The following is a 16943-nucleotide window of genomic DNA, read 5'->3' on the forward strand; positions in this document are numbered from 1 at the left end:
GCGGCCCGCCGCGGGTGCCTGCGCGCTGGATGAGCGGGGCCGCGAGGCCCGTGCCCCATGACCTCGCGCCGGGAAGGCGGGCAATCGTCAGCCGAACGCCTCCGATGGAAGTCCATCGGCGTGACTGGCCGGACGAGGAATCCACCACGGTGCTGGAAGGACGGATCTGGGTGCGCGCGGTGTTCGGGTCCGGCGGGGATCGGGTGAGTGGGCGGGACCCAGCCCCGACGATCGCCGAACCCGACTCGTACGCGGCGCCGGCGGCCCGACGCGTCCACCGCGCGGCCATAGGGGAACCAATCCCAGCCAGGGCCGTTCACGCAATGTCTCATTCCCCGGTCCCAGCCCTCGATGACCATGCCACCACCCAGGGCGAACGTGCCCCGTCCCCGACGACCAGGTCCCGGATGCCACCGAGAATGCCGATATCTGGAGCATCTGATCCAGTGGTGCACGGCGCTCGGCCAGCATTTCGCAGCGTGGCAGGCACAAGGGGGTTTCCCGGTTCGGCCGATCCGCTCCGGTTCGGGTCCCGATTTCACGGCGCACGACTTCCTGGTGTCGGGACTTCGGTGAGACCCCTCCGTGGAGAACCCGGAAGGCCGCGCACTCGCCCGCGCTGCTCGGTGGCCGCCTGGACTTGATCGAGCGCACTGCGGTCACGACCGCTCGGAAGGATGATGGGGGCATGGAAGGGCTACCGTTCATTCCTTCTGCCGGGGCGGACGAAGGGGGGCACCTCAGCCCGCCCCCGCCCCCGGCCGCCTTCGCCCTGCTCGCCGCAGACGGAGTGCTCGTCGGGTGGAGTCGTGAGGCCGAGGCACTCCTGGGATATCCGGCTTCGCAGGTACTGGGACGCCGGGCGGTGGACCTGATCGCGACCTCGCACGCCGATCGCGACAGATCGGAAGAGCCGCGGTCGGATCAGCGGCTGCGGCTCGATGGGACACGCAGTGCCGTCGTGGACGTGCGCCACCGTAGCGGAGACACCGTACGGGTGGCAGTGACTCTGCATCCCCTGACCCCCGCCTCCGTCGGGGTCTCCTCCGGCCAGGCCCCCTCCGCCGTCCTCATGGCGGCTGAGCTGGAGGGGCTTCGCTGGTGGGAGACCCGACAGGCGATGTTGCAAGGGCTCGTCACCCAGTCGCCGGTGACGCTCACCATCTACGGTCCCGACGCGCGCCTCTTGTGGGCCAACGCATCCAGTGTCCGGGAGCTCGGCGGCGACCTCACAGGATTGCTCGGCCGCTCCATGACCGAACTCTTTCCCGGTGATGTCCTCACCACCCAGCATCTGGCGCCGCCGGAGGACCTCGTCCAGCAGATCCTCGAGACCGGTGAGCCGGTCATCGACGTGCATTTCCGGGGGCGCTCTCCGGTCGACCCGCGGCGTGAGCACGTCTGGTCCTCGTCCTATTTCCGGCTGCTGGACGGCCGGGGAGAGCCGGTGGGCGTGTGCGAACAGTCCATCGACGTCACCGACCACTACCGTGCGCAGCAGCGCCTCGCGCTCCTCGCGGAGGCCGGCGCGCGGATCGGGTCGACGCTGGACCCGTCCGAAACGGCAGCGGAGCTCGCCAGGATCGCCGTGCCGCAGTACGCCGACGCCTTGCTTGTCGACGTAGTGGCAGAAGTGCTCGAGGGAGAGGAGCCGAAGCCCGTCGCGGCAGGGGACCTCGTACGCGTGGCGGATTCCGACGGGGAACCCTCCCGGGTGGCCCAGCGTGTTGCGTACGCCGCCGGATCGTCGCAGGCCGAGAGCCTGGCGACGGGCCGGTCGACCATGGACGCCGTGGTCGCGCCGACGCGGCTCTACGTCCCGCTGATGGTGCGGGAGACGCCATTGGGCCTCGTCACCTACGTGCGGGGCGACGACTCGGAACCCTTCGACCACGGCGATCGGGCCGTGGCCGAGGAGCTGGCGTCGCGGACCGCCGTATGCATCGACAACGCCCGGCGGTACCGCCGGGAGCGCACCGCCGCGTTCATGCTCCAGCGCAGCCTGCTGCCACGCTCGCTGCCCGAGCTGAGTGCGGTCGAGGCGGCGAGCCGCTACCTGCCGGCCGACAGCCACCTCGGCGCCGGCGGAGACTGGTTCGACGTCATTCCGCTGTCAGGGGCACGTGTCGGACTCGTCGTGGGGGACGTGGTCGGGCACGGACTCGGGGCCGCTGCCACCATGGGGCGCTTGCGCGCGATGGTGCGCACCCTGGCCGAGCTGGACCTCGCACCCGACGAACTCCTGGCCCGGCTGAACGATCAAGTCGGCAAGGACGCGTCGGACCAGGACGGGAAAGGCGCAGACGACAGTGGCGCCGTCGGAGCGACGTGCGTCTACGGGATCTACGACCCGGCCTCCCGGACGAGTACCTGGGCGGCGGCGGGACACCTGCCGCCGGCTGTGGTGCAGCCCCACGGCCCCGTCAGCTTCCTTCGTCTGCCGCCGGGGCCTGCTCTGGGTGTGGGACGGCTTCCATACGAGGGCGCGGAAGTGGAGCTCGCCGAGGGAAGTCTGGTCGTCCTGTTCACCGATGGCCTCGTGGAGGCCCGGGGGAAGGGCATCGACGCAGGGTTGGAGCGGTTGGCGGCGGTACTCGGCGAGCAGCGGGGATCGTCGTCCGACCGATTGTGCGCCCAGATCGTCGCGGAGCTGGCATCGGACCAGGTGCAGGACGACGCGACGCTCCTCGTCGTGCGCACCCGTGTGCTGGGGTCACGTCAGGTGGCGACCTGGGAGCTGCCCTCGGACCCCGCGCTCGTCGCGGGCGCACGTGCGATGGCCGCGGAACAGCTTGGGCGGTGGGGACTGGACGATCTGGCCTTCACCACGGAACTGGTGGTCAGTGAACTGGTCACCAACGCGATCCGCCACGCCTCCGGCCCGATCGGTCTGCGGTTGATCCGGGACCGTTCTCTCATCTGTGAGGTCTCCGACTCGCAGCACACCTCACCGCATGCCCGTTACGCCGGCAGCGACGAGGAGGGCGGACGTGGACTGTTCATGGTCGCCCAGCTCACCGAGCACTGGGGGACGCGCTACATGCCGGCAGGGAAAACGATCTGGGCGGAACAGGCCTTGCCCTTGGCTTGACGGCCGCGCGCCGCCCCCCCGCGGGTGGCTCGGATCCCGGTGCCGCTCCCACACCGCAGGCCCGTCGTCCGCACTCTCCAGGGGAGAGCTGGTCCAACGCCGCAGAACGGGGTCCTGGTGGGCCTGAACCAGGGCAGCAACGGAGTCCGCGCACCAGGGGCGAAGGACGAGAGGGGGAGCGGTGGGCGTTGCGTCGGCGAGCAGCGTGACGGGAGCGTTCAACGCCGGATCGTATGGGGCCACGCGGTGACACGAGATCGGCGACAGCCGGCTTCTGCTGCCCTGCTGCCGACCGTCACTGGCGTGAGCGAGTTCCTCCCTCGCGACACTGTTGGATCGGGAGAGGACGGTTGGCTCAAGGCTGAGCGGCGTGGGAGCTCACGGCCTCTCCGTGCGCATGGCTCATGGGGTGTGCAGGCGTACGGCCAAGGCGGCGATGTCATCGTCGAGGCTGCCTCTGCTGTGACGGAGGAGGTCGTGGTGCAGGGCCGTGAGCAGGTCACGGGGAGGTGTGGGGAGCTGTCGACGCATCCATTCTGTCAACGGGAAGAACTCACCGTCCCGGGCGCGGGTTTCGGCGATCCCGTCCGTATAGAGGAGGAGAAGCTCGCCGGGAGCGAAGTCGAAGGCGTCCGCACGGTACTGGTCACCGATCAACTCCGCGAGGCTGAGCAGGGGCGACGGGGCGGACGGCTCGAGGATGCGCACGTTCCTCAGGCTGTGGACCAACGGTGGGGGGTGTCCGCAGTTGACGATGGTGATGCGGCTGCCTTGATGCGGGATCTCGACGAGCAGCGCGGTGGCGAAGCGTTCCATCGGTGCCTCGGGTGGATGGGCGGCGTTGTGCCGGGCGCAGCTGGCGTCGAGCCTGCGGGCGATGTCGGTCATGGAGGCCTCGCCGTGTGCCGCCTCCCGGAAGGCGTTCACGATCGCCGCGGCCGCCCCCACTGCCGGCAGGCCTTTGCCCCGCACGTCGCCGATGAGTAGCCGTACCCCGTACGGCGTATCGACCACCTCGTAGAAGTCCCCGCCGATGCGGGCTTCTGCCGCGGCCGCGAGGTACAGCGATTCGATCTCGACGTTCCGGAAACGGTGCGGCAGGGGCCGTAGCACCACCTGCTGGGCCGCGTCGGCGACGAGCCGTACCTGAAAGAGGGTGCGCTCCCGCTGAAGCCGGACGTGGCTTCCGTATGCTGCGGCCACGGTGACCGCGATGATCCCCCCGCACGTCCACCACGTCCCCAGATCGGGGAAGACGAAGCTGAGGCCGATCATCAGAAAGAGGCAGACGGTCCCGAGCAGGACGGTCGGGAGGACCGGCCACATGGCGGCGGCCAGAGCCGGCGCCGCGGGCAGGAGGCGGCTGAAGGCCATCTCCGGCGGGGTGGCGTAAGCCAGGCTGGCGATCACGACGGTCAGAATCACCGGTGACAGCCGCACAAGCCTGCCGTAGCCGTAGCTCTGCCGGAGCCGCGGCCGTCCGGACTCGATCATGAATCCCAGAGTATCCGCGAGGGGCGCGCTCAGCGACGTGACGAGCGGGCTCCGGGTAGGGCAGAGCACGCCTGCCGGCTTGCGAGAGCGCGACCGCGTGATGTGCCAGTGGCTCGTAGGGCCCGGGAAACGTCACGGATGGTGAAAACCGAATACCAAGAGTAACCCCTTCGTCGAAGCCGGCTGGTCGCCGCCGGAAGCCTCCGGCCCCTTCAGTCTGAGAGGCGTGACGCCGGGAAGAACCCCGTACGAGGCGAAGGCGGAGGCCGTCCCGCTCCTGCCTTCACGTGTCCGGCACCGGCCCGGCCCTTGCTACCAGTCGCGGCTGAGGTCTCCGGTTTCGGTGTCGAGCAGGCCGGGGAGCGTGGTGTCCGCATTGCTGCCGCCACGCAGGAGCCGGTCGTACGACCGGATCGAAATCTGGTCGTTGGCGGATCGGCGATCTCGGATCTCGCGGGCACCGTCCTGTCACGTGGGAGCGGAGCGGGTGTCGGGGCGGTGTCCGGTGAACCGGCGGGCCGAGAGGAGGCCGGACGCGGTGGTGAGGACGGCGGCGGCGATGACGGTGGCGTTGAGGCCGAGCCAGTCGGCGAGGACGCCGGCGGTCAGGCCTCCAGAGGCATAGCCGATGTCGCGCCAGAAGCGATAGATGCCAGGGGCGTTGGCGCGCCATGCGGGGTGTCCGTCCGCACAGCCGAGCGGAGTTGATGGCGCTCCATGAATACGACGGATCGTTCCTCCAGGGCAGCTCTTCGTGGTGGGGGACAGAAGCCGTCCGCTTACCGATTGGGGCCGCCGGATCGAACGTGGGTTCCCGGCGGTGCGCAGCCGGCGAACTGGGCGCCGCGGGTGATGGAGCGGTAGAGGTTGCGGTCGACGCCGCACAGAGCGTAACCGAACGATCACGTACCCTCTGGCGGATGGCACTCCTGGTGAGTGAGGGCTTGGGCGGCGTCTGGGTGGGACGGATTCCAGAGCCGGTCGGCGTCGCCACGGACGAGATGATCCTCGTGGATCCGCACCTTCTGCCTCATCGCGGCCAAGGTCTCCTGCAGCTCCAGGATCTGCCCCTCCACATGGTGGCGTGCCGGCGCAGCAACTCCAGCCGCTCGTTGTCCTTGCCCTGTCCTTGGCGGACCAGCTCGATGTACTGACGGATCGTCGCCAGTGGCATGCCGGAGGAGCGCAGCCTCGTGCAGATCGCCGGCCATTCCAGATCTTCCTCGTGATGGATCCCGTCGCGGGTAACGGTCCGGGCCTGACGGACCACCAGGGTGATTCGGGGGTCGCTCGGCCAGCCGGGTGGGCTCGGCCCGGTGTTCTCCGGCAATGCGGCCGGAGGGGCGAGCGGGGCGTAACCGTAGCTCAAGCCCTTCGTACACGAACGCCAAGGAGTACACAGTGGGTGACATCGATGTGGTGGTCACGGGAGCCGGGGGATTCATCGGCGGGCATCTGACCCGAGCCCTGCTCGCCGAGGGATGCGGCGTGCGGGCCGTCGACCGCAAGCCGCTCACCGAGTGGTATCAGGTGCACGACGATGCGGAGAACGTGGAGGGGGACGTCTCCCTGCTCGACACCTGCAGGGGCGTACTCGAAGGCGGTGCCCGTGAGGTCTACCATCTGGCCGCCGACATGGGTGGCATGGGCTTCATCGAGAGCAACAAGGCTGCCTGCATGCTCTCGGTTCTCTCCAGCACGCACATGCTGCTCGCCGCCAGGGAAGCGGGCGTAGGCCGCTATTTCTACGCGTCGTCCGCATGTGTGTACGCCGCTGACAAGCAGACCGACATCGACGTGCTCCCTCTGCGTGAGGAGGACGCCTATCCCGCCATGCCCGAGGACGGGTACGGCTGGGAGAAGCTGTTCAGCGAGCGCATGGCACGGCACTTCCGCGAGGACTACGCAGTGGCCACGCGCACCGCTCGCTACCACAACGTCTACGGCCCGTACGGCACCTGGACGGGTGGCCGTGAGAAGGCGCCGGCGGCCGCCTGCCGCAAGGTCGCTCGCGCCCAGCTCACCGGAGACGCCGAGATCGAGATCTGGGGTGACGGCGAGCAGACACGCAGTTTCACCTACATCGACGACTGCATCGACGGCACGCTGCGGCTCACCCGCAGCGAGTGCACCGATCCGCTCAACATCGGTTCGGACCATCTGGTGTCCATCAACCAGCTGTACGGGATCGTCGAGGACATCGCCGGCGTCAGGCTGCGGCACCGTCACGTTCCGGGTCCGCTCGGGGTGCGCGGTCGCAACAGCGACAACACCCGGATCCGCAAGGAACTCGGCTGGGCTCCGGAGTCGTCTCTCGTGCAGGGTCTCGAGACCACCTACCGCTGGGTGTACGACCAGGTGAAGGCCCAGCTCGAAGGGCGGCCCCACCAGTGCTGACGAGCGCGCCGGGTAGCCCGGTGAGGGTCGATGTGCTGGGGGTGGGGGTGAGCGCGGTGACCCCGGATTCGGCGGTCGCGTCGATCTCACGCTGGATCGAGTCCGGCGAGCGGTCCTATGTCTGTGTGACGGGAGTCCACGGTGTCATGGAATCGCAGCGGGACCCCGCTCTGCGCCGCATCCACAACGCCTCGGGGCTCACCGTCCCCGATGGCATGCCGATGGTCTGGGCGGGGCACCGCGCCGGTGCACCATGGATGCGTCAGGTGCGCGGTGCGGACCTGATGCTGTCCGTCCTGTCGCAGGCAGCCGAGCGCGGCTGGTCCTCGTACCTCTACGGTGGCGCACAGGGCGTTCCCGAACTGCTCGAGGAGGCTCTGCTCCGCCGGTTTCCCGGGCTGAAGATCGCCGGATCCCATTCACCGCCCTTCAGGCCGCTGACGGTCGAGGAGGACGAGGCCGTCGTACGCCGTATCAACGACAGCGGAGCCGATCTGGTCTGGGTCGGGCTGTCCACCCCGAAGCAGGAACGGTGGATGGCCGAGCATCGCGCCAGGCTCGACTCCGCCGTCTTGCTCGGAGTGGGTGCAGCGTTCGACTTCCACGCCGGCCTCATGCCCCAGGCACCCGAGTGGATGCGGCAGCACGGGCTGGAGTGGTCGTACCGGCTGTTCAAGGAGCCCCGTCGGCTCTGGCGGCGTTATCTCCGCAACAACCCCTCCTATGTGGTGCGTACGGCCTTGCGGCCGCCGAGGCTGGTCGGGTCCGGCGAGGGCTGAGGACCGACCGTTTGGCCCCGAGGTCGGTCGGTCGCGGTGGGGCCGTGGGACCGACCGTCGTGGCCCGGCGGTTCGTGCTTCCTTGGGCGGCCACTCCATCCGTACGGGCTCGATATCCGCTGGGTCGATTCGATGCCGGGTGGCGCCTGCACTCGCGCCGCCCGGCATCGTCGCGCGTCCGTGACCAACCGGATCGGGAACCCGTGAACAGGGGCGTGCTGGTCACCTCTGCGGATGGCGTGGTGAGGCTCCGGCGCAGACGTCGTCGTCGGTGCTCCGATTGAGACCATGTCCTATGTGGTGAGGCGGCCGTTGAGGTCACTGGATGGGGCGGGGCGTGGCGTTGGATCGTTCCGGACGGGCTGTGGGAGATCGCGAAGCCGCTGATCCCGCCATGTCGAGTGCGGCCGCAGGGTGGCGGGACACAGGACACGCCTGATGAGACGGTATTCGCCGCGATCGTCTACGCGCTGGTGCCCGACTGCGCCCGGCGGGCCCTACCGCCTTGCTTCGACATCTCGAAGTCGACCGCCCGCCGCCGGTTCCTGATCTGGTCTGGAGCTGGAGTCTGGGGCCGGCTGCACGAGGACATCCTGCACCGCCTCGACGACCCACCGCAGCCGTCACTTCAAACCCCAGCGCCTGCATGCCGACAAGGCCTACGACATACCTGAACTGCCGAGATGGCTCCGCGGCAAGCGCATCGGCGTCCGCCTCACCACATAGGACACGGTCTCAGTAGGCGCCCTTGGAGCTGAGGACGGCCGAGACCGTTCGGATGAGAATGGCGAGGTCCAGGGACAGGGACTGGTGTTTGACGTAGTGCAGGTCGAGCTTCACCATTTCCTCCCAGGCGAGCATGGACCGGCCGCTGACCTGCCACAGTCCGGTCAGCCCCGGGACCACCGAGAGCCGGGTGCGGGCGTCACCGGTGTAGCCGGAGTCCGCGAGGATCAGCGGGCGTGGTCCGACGAGGGACATCTCGCCCCGCAACACGTTCACCAACTGGGGCAGTTCGTCCAGTGAGAGTCGCCGCAGCCATTTCCCCACCGGAGTGATCCTCGGGTCGTCGCGGACTTTGAAGAGATGGCCGTCCGTCTCGTTGAGTGCTGCGAGCGAGTCCCTCTCGGCGTGTGCCCCGACCCGCATGGTGCGGAATTTGAGGATTTCGAAGGGGCGGCCGTGCAGCCCGACCCGGACCTGTCGGTAGATCACGCTGCCCGGTGAATTCGACACGATCACGAGAGCGATGACGCAGAGCAGGGGGGCGGCCAGCAGGAGCAGAACAATGCTGCCGGCAACATCGATGATTCGCTTGGTGGGCATGCTGCATCCGTTCGCGGAAACACTGGGACAGTCGTCACGAATGGGTTGATCGGGTGGTGGTGGTGCCTTCTCGCAATCCCCACGTGATTGCGACGCCGCACCTTGACGGGGTGGCGAACTCTTCAGCCGGACCGTCGATGGTGCAGCCCGAGGGCTGTGCCCGCGAGCAGTGCTGCCGGGCTGCGGGACCTGAGCCAGCTTTCGTCGTGGCGGTCCCGTGCGCCGAACGACCGGTACTTGTAGGTCTCGTTGCCGCGCAGGAAGTCGAAGGTCTCCACACCCGACTCGGCCACGGCGGCGATGGTCTGGTGCAGCAGGACGGTGCCAAGACTCATCCGGGCGTACGCCGCATCCCAGCCGCCGTTGTAGTAGGCGAACGTGTTCTGCCACAGGAATCCGTAGACGGCCCCTACCGCGCTGCCGTCGCGCTCGGCCAGCAGGGCTGCGGGACCCCGTCCGGGAGCCGCGTGGGCCTGGAGCCGCAGATGGAAGCCGCGTCGGCCGGGCCCGAAGGTCGTCGTGACGCCCTTCACGTCCTGCCGCGCCCGGTGGAGCCTGATCACGACGTCGGTCACCTCGGCCGTCATCTCCTGCGGAGGGACCCAGCGGAACGAGACACCGGCCGCGGCGAGCTGCCGTCGGCGCCGCGCCATGAGCTGCCGGAAACTCTGGGAGCCGACGGTGTTGTCCGGGCCGATCGCCAGGCGTGGGCAGGCCGTGGTGGTGATCCGACGCGTCCCGGGAGGAAGCAGCCCGGGATCGGCCTCCGGGTCCATCGCGGGGAACCAGCAACTGCTGCGCCCGGTACGCGCCCTGAGGAAGGCGCGGACGTCGTCACGGCGGTGCGGCAGGGCGGGGAACAGTCCGTGGTCCGCCGCGTCGGCGCCGGCTCCGAGAAGGGTCCAACAGGCAACCGGGAGCGGGAGCCGGCGGTGCAGCCGCTCGCGGACGCGTACCAGGGGGACGACCGCCTCCACGCGCCCACCGGGACCGGTCCACACGGCCACCTCGGCGGTGGTGGCCGGATCTATGGCCTGCCACGAGCCGAGCACCCAGTCCGGGGTGATGAAGTACGAGGAGCCGGGGACGTTCTTGACCAGGTCGCGCCACGCGTCTTCCAGTGGCGCCAGGCTGCTCGGCGTGCGGTGCACCTCGAAGCCGGCGGTGGCGGGCGCCTGGGGGATCGCTGTGCGGATCACCTCTGTCTGTCCTCAAGGAGCCGGACGAGACCGTCGGCGAACCGCCGGCTCATCTCCTCGACGGTGTACCGGCTGGCGTCTCGCCGGCATTCCTCGCGCATGGCGTCGAGTCGTTCGGGGTCGGAGAGCAGCGCCGCCACGGCGGCGGCGTACTGCCCCGGGTCGTCCGGCGCGACGCAGGCGTTGCGGCCGTGTTCGAGGTACTCGAACTCCGGGGCGTGCCAGGGCCACGCGGTCGTGACGATGGGTGTTTGCAGGACGAACGAGTCGACCGCGCACAGTCCCACAAGGCCCGGCATCAGCATGACGTCGGACACCGCGCCCAGCAGGGCCTTGCGGTCACCGAACGCCTGGCCGACGGGCACCACGACGGGCCTCCGTGCCGCCGCGGCCTCGATGATCTGCTGCTCCTGACCGGTTCCCGCCACCAGGAGCCGGAAGCCGGGCAGGCGGTCGGCGATCTTCTCTGCCGCCTCGATCAGAAACGGGATGCGCTTGCCGGAGCTGAGGGCTCCGACGAAGAGGCCGGTGCGACCGGCCGTGAGGCCGTACGTCCGGCGCAGCTCGGCGCTCTGGTCCTCGGTCACACTGCGGTACGCGTCGCCGAGCGCCTTGGTGTCGACGGCGTTCTGGACGACCGTCACACGCTGGCGCGGAAACCGGTGCTCGGTGACGGCTCGCGCCCCACCGGCGGTGTAGGAGAAGAACCAGCGGGCACGCCGGGTCAGACAATACTTGAGCGACTGTTCCAGCCCGGACTGCGGACGGGTGTAGGTGCGACCGTGGTCCCACATCGCGACCGCCGGCCCGCGGCCCGTCAACTGCCGTAGCAGCAGGGGGTACAGCTCCATGTTCCGAAGCGACTGGTCGACCACCACGACATCCGCCGAGTGGGCGAGCGTGCCCAGACGCTTGTGCACCAGCGGTCGACCCGCCACCCAGGCGCTCCGCTGTTTCAGCCGCACTGCGCCGTCCATGTGGATCACGTCTCGGCGTGCTTCCTGATCCTCGCTGTACGGCGCACCGTAAGCGATCACGAGACGGATCCCGCGGGCGTTCAGATCCTCTTCGAGGCGGCGATAGAAGGAGCGCCGGAACTCCGAGAGGAACGGCACCAGGAGGACCACTCGCGGGCGGTCTGCGAGGTGGCGTGTCGATCGGGACTTTCTTTCCATGCTGGATAAATTGCCATGAACGCAGTGAACGGCAAGTCAGGAATCGGCAGCGGAGCCGGAGAAGACTCAATAGGAGTATTCATGCAGAGCAATGAGCTGGCCCGCCGAATCGCAGCAAGCCAGTTGGCGCACTACGCCGCCTTTCCGGGGCGGTTCGCGAAGGTGGCTCGGCACAACGCCCGTGTCGCCAAGCAGACGGCTTCCTGGCTGGTGCGCTCTCGTGAGTACGTCCACTACACCTACGATCTCGAACCGCTGAACATGGAGCATCTGGCCTGGTTCGTCAGTACGGTGACGGGCAGTCGGGTGAACGTCGTGCGCGGCTATCTGGCGGAGCTTCAGGAGGATGCCGAACTGCGCCGGATCATCGCCGATGGCCTGGCCGACAGCCCGCGGAGCGCCATCACCGACCGGGTCGTCAGATACGGCCGAAGGATCGGCTGGTACGCCATCGTCCGTGCCCTGCGTCCGGAGTTCGTGGTGGAGACCGGCACCAACCGCGGCATGGGGAGTGCGGTGATCGCCGCCGCGATGCTGAAGAACGGCCGGGGCCGACTGGCGACCGTCGACCTCGACGACCGATCGGGCGAACTCATCCTTCCTCCGTACGACCAGGTGATCGAGCACGTGGTCGGTGACTCGCTCGAGTTCCTGGCGAGTCCGGTGGTGCGGCGCCGGCCGATCGATCTGCTCTTCGTGGACACGGGGCACACCCCGGAACACGAGCGTGCCGAACTCGCGGCAGCGACCTCTCTGCTGGCACCTGGTGCGGTCGTGGTGGCGACGAAGACCTACTGCTGGCAGGAGCTGTCGCGCTGGGCCGAGGAGCAGCAGCGCGAGTTCCTCCACTTCAACGAGAAGCCGCACGACCACTGGTACCAGGGCGTCGGCATCGGTGCGTCGTTCCCCGCCCTGGCCCGGGCGTGAACCCGGCGGTCAGGGCCAGGCTCGCCGGCTGGTACGCGCGATACGACTCCTGGCAGGCGCCGGACGCGGTGCTGCGCCGCTCGCCGGCCCAGGCGTGGTTCCACCGCCGGGCAGCGCCCCGACTGGCCGTCCTCGGCTATCACGGCGTGGAGGACCCGGCGACCTTCGAGGCCCACCTCGACGTGCTGCAGCGCTCGTTCGTGCCGGTGTCACTGGAGCAGGTCGAGGAGGCGGCCCACGGCGGCCGGACGCTCCCCGCCCACAGCGTCCTCGTCACCTTCGACGACGGTGACCGCAGCGTGTACACGCACGCCCTGCCGATGCTGGCGGCGCGCGGCATCCCCGCCGTCTGCTTCGTCATTCCCGGCCTGGTGGGTGTCCGGGCTCCGTTCTGGTGGGACGAGGCCGAACACCTGGTCCGGCACGGCGGCACGACCCACCGGATCCCACCCACCCGGCCCGAGTTGACCCCGCACACCCTGAAGTTGCTGTCCGAGCGTGACCGACAGCTGGCCCTTGCGGAGCTGCGGGCGACGGCCACCGTGTCCAGCCCGCGCCCCCAGCAGCTCACCGTCGGCGAACTACGTGCGCTGGAGGAGGGCGGGGTCGTCGTCGGTAACCACACACTGACCCACCCCTGCCTCGACCGGTGTGACGACGACCAGGTGCGTACGGAGGTACTGCAGGCGCACGAGCGGCTGACGGAGCTGCTCGGCCGCCCGCCGTCTTCGTTCGCCTACCCCAACGGAAACGTCGACGAGCGGGCCCACCGCTTGCTCGCCCGGGCCGGGTATCGCTCCGGATTCCTGTACAACCACCGACTCGCCGCTCCGGGGGCCCGCCACCCGCTGCGGATCGATCGGCTCGTGGTCTCCAGCCGGACCAGCGTGGACCGGCTGGAGACCATCCTTTCCGGGCTGCACCCTGCCCTGTTCCGCGTCGGGCGAAAGGCCGCCCGTGTCGTCGCGCACGTGGGTCAGCCGCTCAGTAGCAGGTCCTGACCAGCCGTGAGCGCTGCCGCCACCTGGCGCAGCGCTCGGTCGATCTGAGCGGCGCAGACGCGCAACTCGGCCAGGGGGCGGCCGTCGGGGTCCTCGACGTCGTCCGACTCCGGTGCCACGGGGGCGCTTCGGCCGCGGGCCGCGGCAGCGCAGGCCACCGCGTCCGCGGGGCCGCTCTCGAAACGCCGTCCACCCGTGAGGCGCACGAACTCCTCCAGCGTGAAGCAGCGCCGCAGCGCCGCAGGCCGAAGCTGTAGCGCGGCCTCGCGGTGCTCCCGCGCGAGCCCGAGCACCACGTCGGCCGAGCCGATCAGGTCGGCCGTCAGCCGTCGGGCCGTGAACCCGGCTGCCCGGCCTCCGAGATCCTCGATCACGGCCGTGCTCCGGGGGTTCAGCGAAGCCCCCGGCCGCGCTGCTGTTCCGGCGCTGATGCTCCGGAAGCCATCGGCGGCCGCGCCCAGATGTACGGGGAGCAACCGTTCGGCGATCGGCGATCGGTACATGTTGCCGGTGCAGACGAACAGCACCGTGAACGCGCTCACTGCGCGGTTCCGATCGCGTCGGCTTCCGCCTTCTGCGGGGGTACGAGAAAGTCCTCCAGGCCGGAGGGACGCTCCCCGTACCCGTACCCGTACCCGTTGCTGGTCAGCTGGACCATGCTCAGCACGCTGCCGAGAACCGGTGCGCTCACCGAGTGCAGGGCGTCGACCGCCGCCTTCACGCGCTCGGCCGGAGTACGCCGGGCTCGCACGACGAGGACCGTCCCGTCGACGATCGGGGCGAGCCCCACGGTGTCGGCGACAGGCAGCAGGGGGGCGCTGTCCACGACGACGATGTCGAAGTCCTCGGTCAGGTCATTCAGGATCTCCCGCATCCGTTCCGAGGCGAGCAGCTCCCCGGGGTTCGGGGGGATCGGTCCCGAAGTCAGCACGCTGAGGCCCTGCTCCCCGAACTGCTGCATGACGTCGAGGGCGGTCGCCGCGCCGATGAGGACGCTGGTGAGACCGGCGCCCTGGACGAGTCCGAAGGTCTTGGCGATACAGGGGTTGCGCAGGTCCGCGTCGACCAGACAGATCCTGGCGCCGGTCTCGGCCAGAGAGAGCGCGAGGTTGGTGGCGGTGTTGGTCTTGCCCTCGCTCGGCAGTGGGCTCGTCACCATGATCACCCGGGGCTTGTGGTCGACCTGGGCGAACTGCAGGTTGGTCCGCACCAGCCGGAAGGCTTCCGCGCGGGCACCGTGGGCCGCCGGGCCGGCCGCGAGTGGCTTGTCCGGCGCCTCCTTGTCGAACGGGATGGTGCCCAGAACCGCCAGCCCGGTCGCCTCGGCCATCGCGGCGCCGGTGTGCAGGGTCGTGTCGAGCGTGTCACGCAGGGCAGCCAAGCCGATGCCGGCGAGAAGGCCGGCGAACAGTCCGACCAAGGTGTTGAGCAGGGGCCTCGGGCTGATCGGAGTGGTCGGCGGTTCGGCATTGCGCGTGACGCCGATGCTCACGGGGGAGAGCGTCTCCCCCTGCGGTGTCTCCAGCTTCACCAGTTCGCTGCTCCCCTCGCTCGCGACGGTGTTGGCGATCCGTGCGGCCAGCGCGGGGTTGCGGTCGGTGACGGTGATGTCGATCAGCACCGTGCCGAGCTTGACCTCGGCGCTGATGTGCTCGGCCAGCTTGGCCGGCGTCATCGGCAGGCTGAGCCGCTGGACGACGAGTTCGGCGATCCGGGGGCTCGTGATGATGTCGGCGTAGGACTCCACGCGTGCCTGCGAGAACGTGTTGCCCGCATTGAGTTCCGTGATGTCCGATGTGGTACGGGCGGAGACGAAGATCTGACTGGTGGCTCGGTACTGGGGAGTCGAGAACGAGGTGAAGGCGATTCCGGCGCCGAGACCGACGAGAGCGAGAGCAGTGATGGAGAGCCATCGCAGTCGCAGGGCCTTGAGGAAACCACGCAGATCCAACGTGCGCCCCTTCGGAGGTGAGGAACTTGGGTGTCTTTGAGGGAGATCGGGGTCGCTCGCGGATCGGCCCATGCTGGTACCGATGACCACCGCGACCGGCATCATGACGAACAGGTAGACGAGCAGGTTGGAGGTGGCGACGTTGAGACTCAGCCCGACCACGGCGAGCAGGGCGGCCTGGTGGATCGCCCAGTCGTCGTCGTTCCGCGCGGCGCGTCTGCGGCGGAACACCCCGCGTCCGATCACGAGGATCGCCAGCGCCCACAGGGCGAGACCGAGCAGTCCGAGGTCGTGCCACAGCCTCAGATAGTCGTTGTGCGGATGGCCGACGACACGTTCCACACTGCCGATGCCGTGGCCGAGCCACGGAGCCTCCTTGACCGAGGCCCAGGTGGTCTCCCAGAGCCACGAACGACCCGAGGTGCCGATCTCCACCCCTGCGAAGGTCTGCTTGTCGTTCTGGGTGAAGCGGTTCTGCAGCGGCCGGTACCTCTCCACCAGGAGGTACACAGCCACCGCCATCACCGTGGCGAGCACAAAGGCCCGACGGAACTCACCCCGGCCTCGGCCCTTGAGCACCATCCCGAGGACCAGCACCAGGCACACGGCGGCGGACGTACGGGACAGGGACAGGATGTCCGCGGTCACCAGCAGGCACGGCGCGAGCCAACCCCGGCGCGAACGCTCCGCCAGCGGCACGGCGCCGACCATCCCGATCCAGACGACCTCACCGAACAGACGCCCGGGGTACAGGACGCCGTTCCCCGGCCCGAACAGAACCACCGTCACCAGATAGGCGATGGCGGCCACGACGGACGCGCCGCGGAGCCAGCGCAGGAGCCGCAGGGGCGACTCCGTCGAGGTCCACGCGGAGGCCAGGGCGATCACGGCGACGAAGGACACGTACACCAGGGTGTTCTGGGCGCCGGCCTGGGTCCGCTGCTGAATTTCCGAGGCGATCACATGGCCGGCGAAGAGCCACAGGGGAAGCGGCACCCCTGACGATGGCCGGAGAACGGCTGGGTGGGCAGTGTGGGCGAGGACGGGCCGACGCAGCGTGGCGTAGGGCAGCGCGATCACGGCGGCGAGGAAGATCAGTACCGTGGCGGGGCCGTTCAGCCCGAACTGTGCGGGGATACCTCCCAGGAGAGTCCAGAAAGCCGCCATGGCGATCAAGGGCATGCGTGGTCGATCGTTCACCACTGATCGCGTCGTAACAGCTCGTGGCATAACGGGCATTTTACCTATGGACGGGCCAGGAGAAGAGCGCCGTCGGGCGTGTCTGCCGACGAGCCCGACCTGGTGCCGGCCGATGTGCTTCCCGGATGCCGCTCGGTGATGCCGTGTCTCCTTCGCCGACCGGCCGGACGCGAACCCGTCGATCGAGACCGGCGGCCGGCCGTTCAGGGTGCAGCGCGGCACGAACATCCCACGAACGGACGAGTCCTGGGCCCGTCTACCGAACGATGTAAGGCCCCGACTCGAGAATGTCGTAGGTCAGGGGATGTCGTTCGTGGGAGAGCGGCCGCTGCTGACGGAGTATCACGCTGCACGGGGGGACCCGGACCGTCTGTTCCTGCCGCCCTGCCCTCCCCTCGCCCTT

The 16943-nt window shown here is 69.1% G+C and carries 11 protein-coding genes and 1 pseudogene; 6 read left to right on the top strand and 6 right to left on the bottom strand.

Features of this window, described 5'->3' with window-relative positions; genetic code table 11:
* Window positions 1-688 precede the first annotated feature (688 nt).
* Window positions 689-3091, top strand: coding sequence for an ATP-binding SpoIIE family protein phosphatase (locus AC07AW_RS14885; protein WP_478815838.1), 2403 nt, complete (start codon window positions 689-691; stop codon window positions 3089-3091).
* 402 nt (window positions 3092-3493) lie between these two features.
* On the opposite strand, the gene AC07AW_RS14890 is transcribed toward AC07AW_RS14885, so the two are convergent.
* Window positions 3494-4585, bottom strand: a complete 1092-nt coding sequence (locus AC07AW_RS14890; RefSeq protein WP_478815839.1) for a PP2C family protein-serine/threonine phosphatase — start codon at window positions 4583-4585, stop codon at window positions 3494-3496.
* 1401 nt (window positions 4586-5986) lie between these two features.
* Between AC07AW_RS14890 and AC07AW_RS14895 the strand changes: the two genes are divergently transcribed.
* The 3 genes and pseudogenes from AC07AW_RS14895 to AC07AW_RS14905 all read left to right on the top strand — a co-directional run.
* The gene (locus AC07AW_RS14895) at window positions 5987-6982 is read left to right on the top strand and encodes an NAD-dependent epimerase/dehydratase family protein (protein WP_478815840.1); all 996 of its coding nucleotides are present in this window, start codon (window positions 5987-5989) and stop codon (window positions 6980-6982) included.
* Complete coding sequence (locus AC07AW_RS14900; RefSeq protein WP_478815841.1) at window positions 6976-7761, top strand: WecB/TagA/CpsF family glycosyltransferase; 786 nt, start codon at window positions 6976-6978, stop codon at window positions 7759-7761. Before AC07AW_RS14895 ends, AC07AW_RS14900 begins: the two co-directional genes overlap by 7 nt.
* Before the next feature lie 347 nt (window positions 7762-8108).
* Window positions 8109-8478 (top strand): annotated as a pseudogene (locus AC07AW_RS14905) (transposase); the annotation flags it as partial.
* Between the two features lie 18 nt (window positions 8479-8496).
* Here the strand turns inward: AC07AW_RS14905 and AC07AW_RS14910 are convergent.
* The 3 genes from AC07AW_RS14910 to AC07AW_RS14920 form a co-directional block, all read right to left on the bottom strand.
* Window positions 8497-9087 carry a sugar transferase gene (locus tag AC07AW_RS14910; protein ID WP_478815842.1) on the bottom strand — a complete coding sequence of 197 codons (591 nt, stop codon included), beginning with the start codon at window positions 9085-9087 and terminating at the stop codon, window positions 8497-8499.
* A 122-nt stretch (window positions 9088-9209) separates the two neighbouring features.
* Complete coding sequence (locus AC07AW_RS14915) at window positions 9210-10286, bottom strand: GNAT family N-acetyltransferase (protein WP_478815843.1); 1077 nt, start codon at window positions 10284-10286, stop codon at window positions 9210-9212.
* The gene (locus AC07AW_RS14920; protein WP_478815844.1) at window positions 10283-11263 is read right to left on the bottom strand and encodes a glycosyltransferase family 4 protein; all 981 of its coding nucleotides are present in this window, start codon (window positions 11261-11263) and stop codon (window positions 10283-10285) included. The genes AC07AW_RS14915 and AC07AW_RS14920 overlap by 4 nt, the downstream gene beginning before the upstream one ends.
* A 213-nt stretch (window positions 11264-11476) precedes the next feature.
* On the opposite strand from AC07AW_RS14920, the gene AC07AW_RS14925 reads away from it, so the two are divergent.
* Window positions 11477-12388 (top strand): class I SAM-dependent methyltransferase, encoded by a 912-nt coding sequence (locus tag AC07AW_RS14925; RefSeq protein ID WP_478815845.1) that lies wholly within the window; start codon window positions 11477-11479, stop codon window positions 12386-12388.
* Window positions 12385-13389: a polysaccharide deacetylase family protein gene (locus AC07AW_RS14930; RefSeq protein ID WP_478815846.1), complete on the top strand. Its 1005-nt coding sequence runs from the start codon at window positions 12385-12387 to the stop codon at window positions 13387-13389. Before AC07AW_RS14925 ends, AC07AW_RS14930 begins: the two co-directional genes overlap by 4 nt.
* Here the strand turns inward: AC07AW_RS14930 and AC07AW_RS14935 are convergent.
* On the bottom strand, window positions 13365-13931 hold the full coding sequence (locus tag AC07AW_RS14935) for an arsenate reductase/protein-tyrosine-phosphatase family protein (protein ID WP_478815847.1): 567 nt from the start codon (window positions 13929-13931) through the stop codon (window positions 13365-13367). The genes AC07AW_RS14930 and AC07AW_RS14935 overlap by 25 nt on opposite strands.
* Window positions 13928-16522, bottom strand: coding sequence for a polysaccharide biosynthesis tyrosine autokinase (locus AC07AW_RS14940; protein ID WP_478815848.1), 2595 nt, complete (start codon window positions 16520-16522; stop codon window positions 13928-13930). The genes AC07AW_RS14935 and AC07AW_RS14940 overlap by 4 nt, the downstream gene beginning before the upstream one ends.
* Window positions 16523-16943 lie beyond the last annotated feature (421 nt).

The organism is Streptomyces sp. NPDC044003, from assembly GCF_056435185.1.

Coding starts and splice junctions, on each gene's coding strand:
- AC07AW_RS14885 (WP_478815838.1), top strand. CDS start 689: ATGGAAGGGCTACCGTTCATTCCTTCTGCCGGGGCGGACGAAGGGGGG.
- AC07AW_RS14890 (WP_478815839.1), bottom strand. CDS start 4,585: ATGATCGAGTCCGGACGGCCGCGGCTCCGGCAGAGCTACGGCTACGGC.
- AC07AW_RS14910 (WP_478815842.1), bottom strand. CDS start 9,087: ATGCCCACCAAGCGAATCATCGATGTTGCCGGCAGCATTGTTCTGCTC.
- AC07AW_RS14920 (WP_478815844.1), bottom strand. CDS start 11,263: ATGGACGGCGCAGTGCGGCTGAAACAGCGGAGCGCCTGGGTGGCGGGT.
- AC07AW_RS14925 (WP_478815845.1), top strand. CDS start 11,477: ATGAACGCAGTGAACGGCAAGTCAGGAATCGGCAGCGGAGCCGGAGAA.
- AC07AW_RS14940 (WP_478815848.1), bottom strand. CDS start 16,522: ATGCCCTTGATCGCCATGGCGGCTTTCTGGACTCTCCTGGGAGGTATC.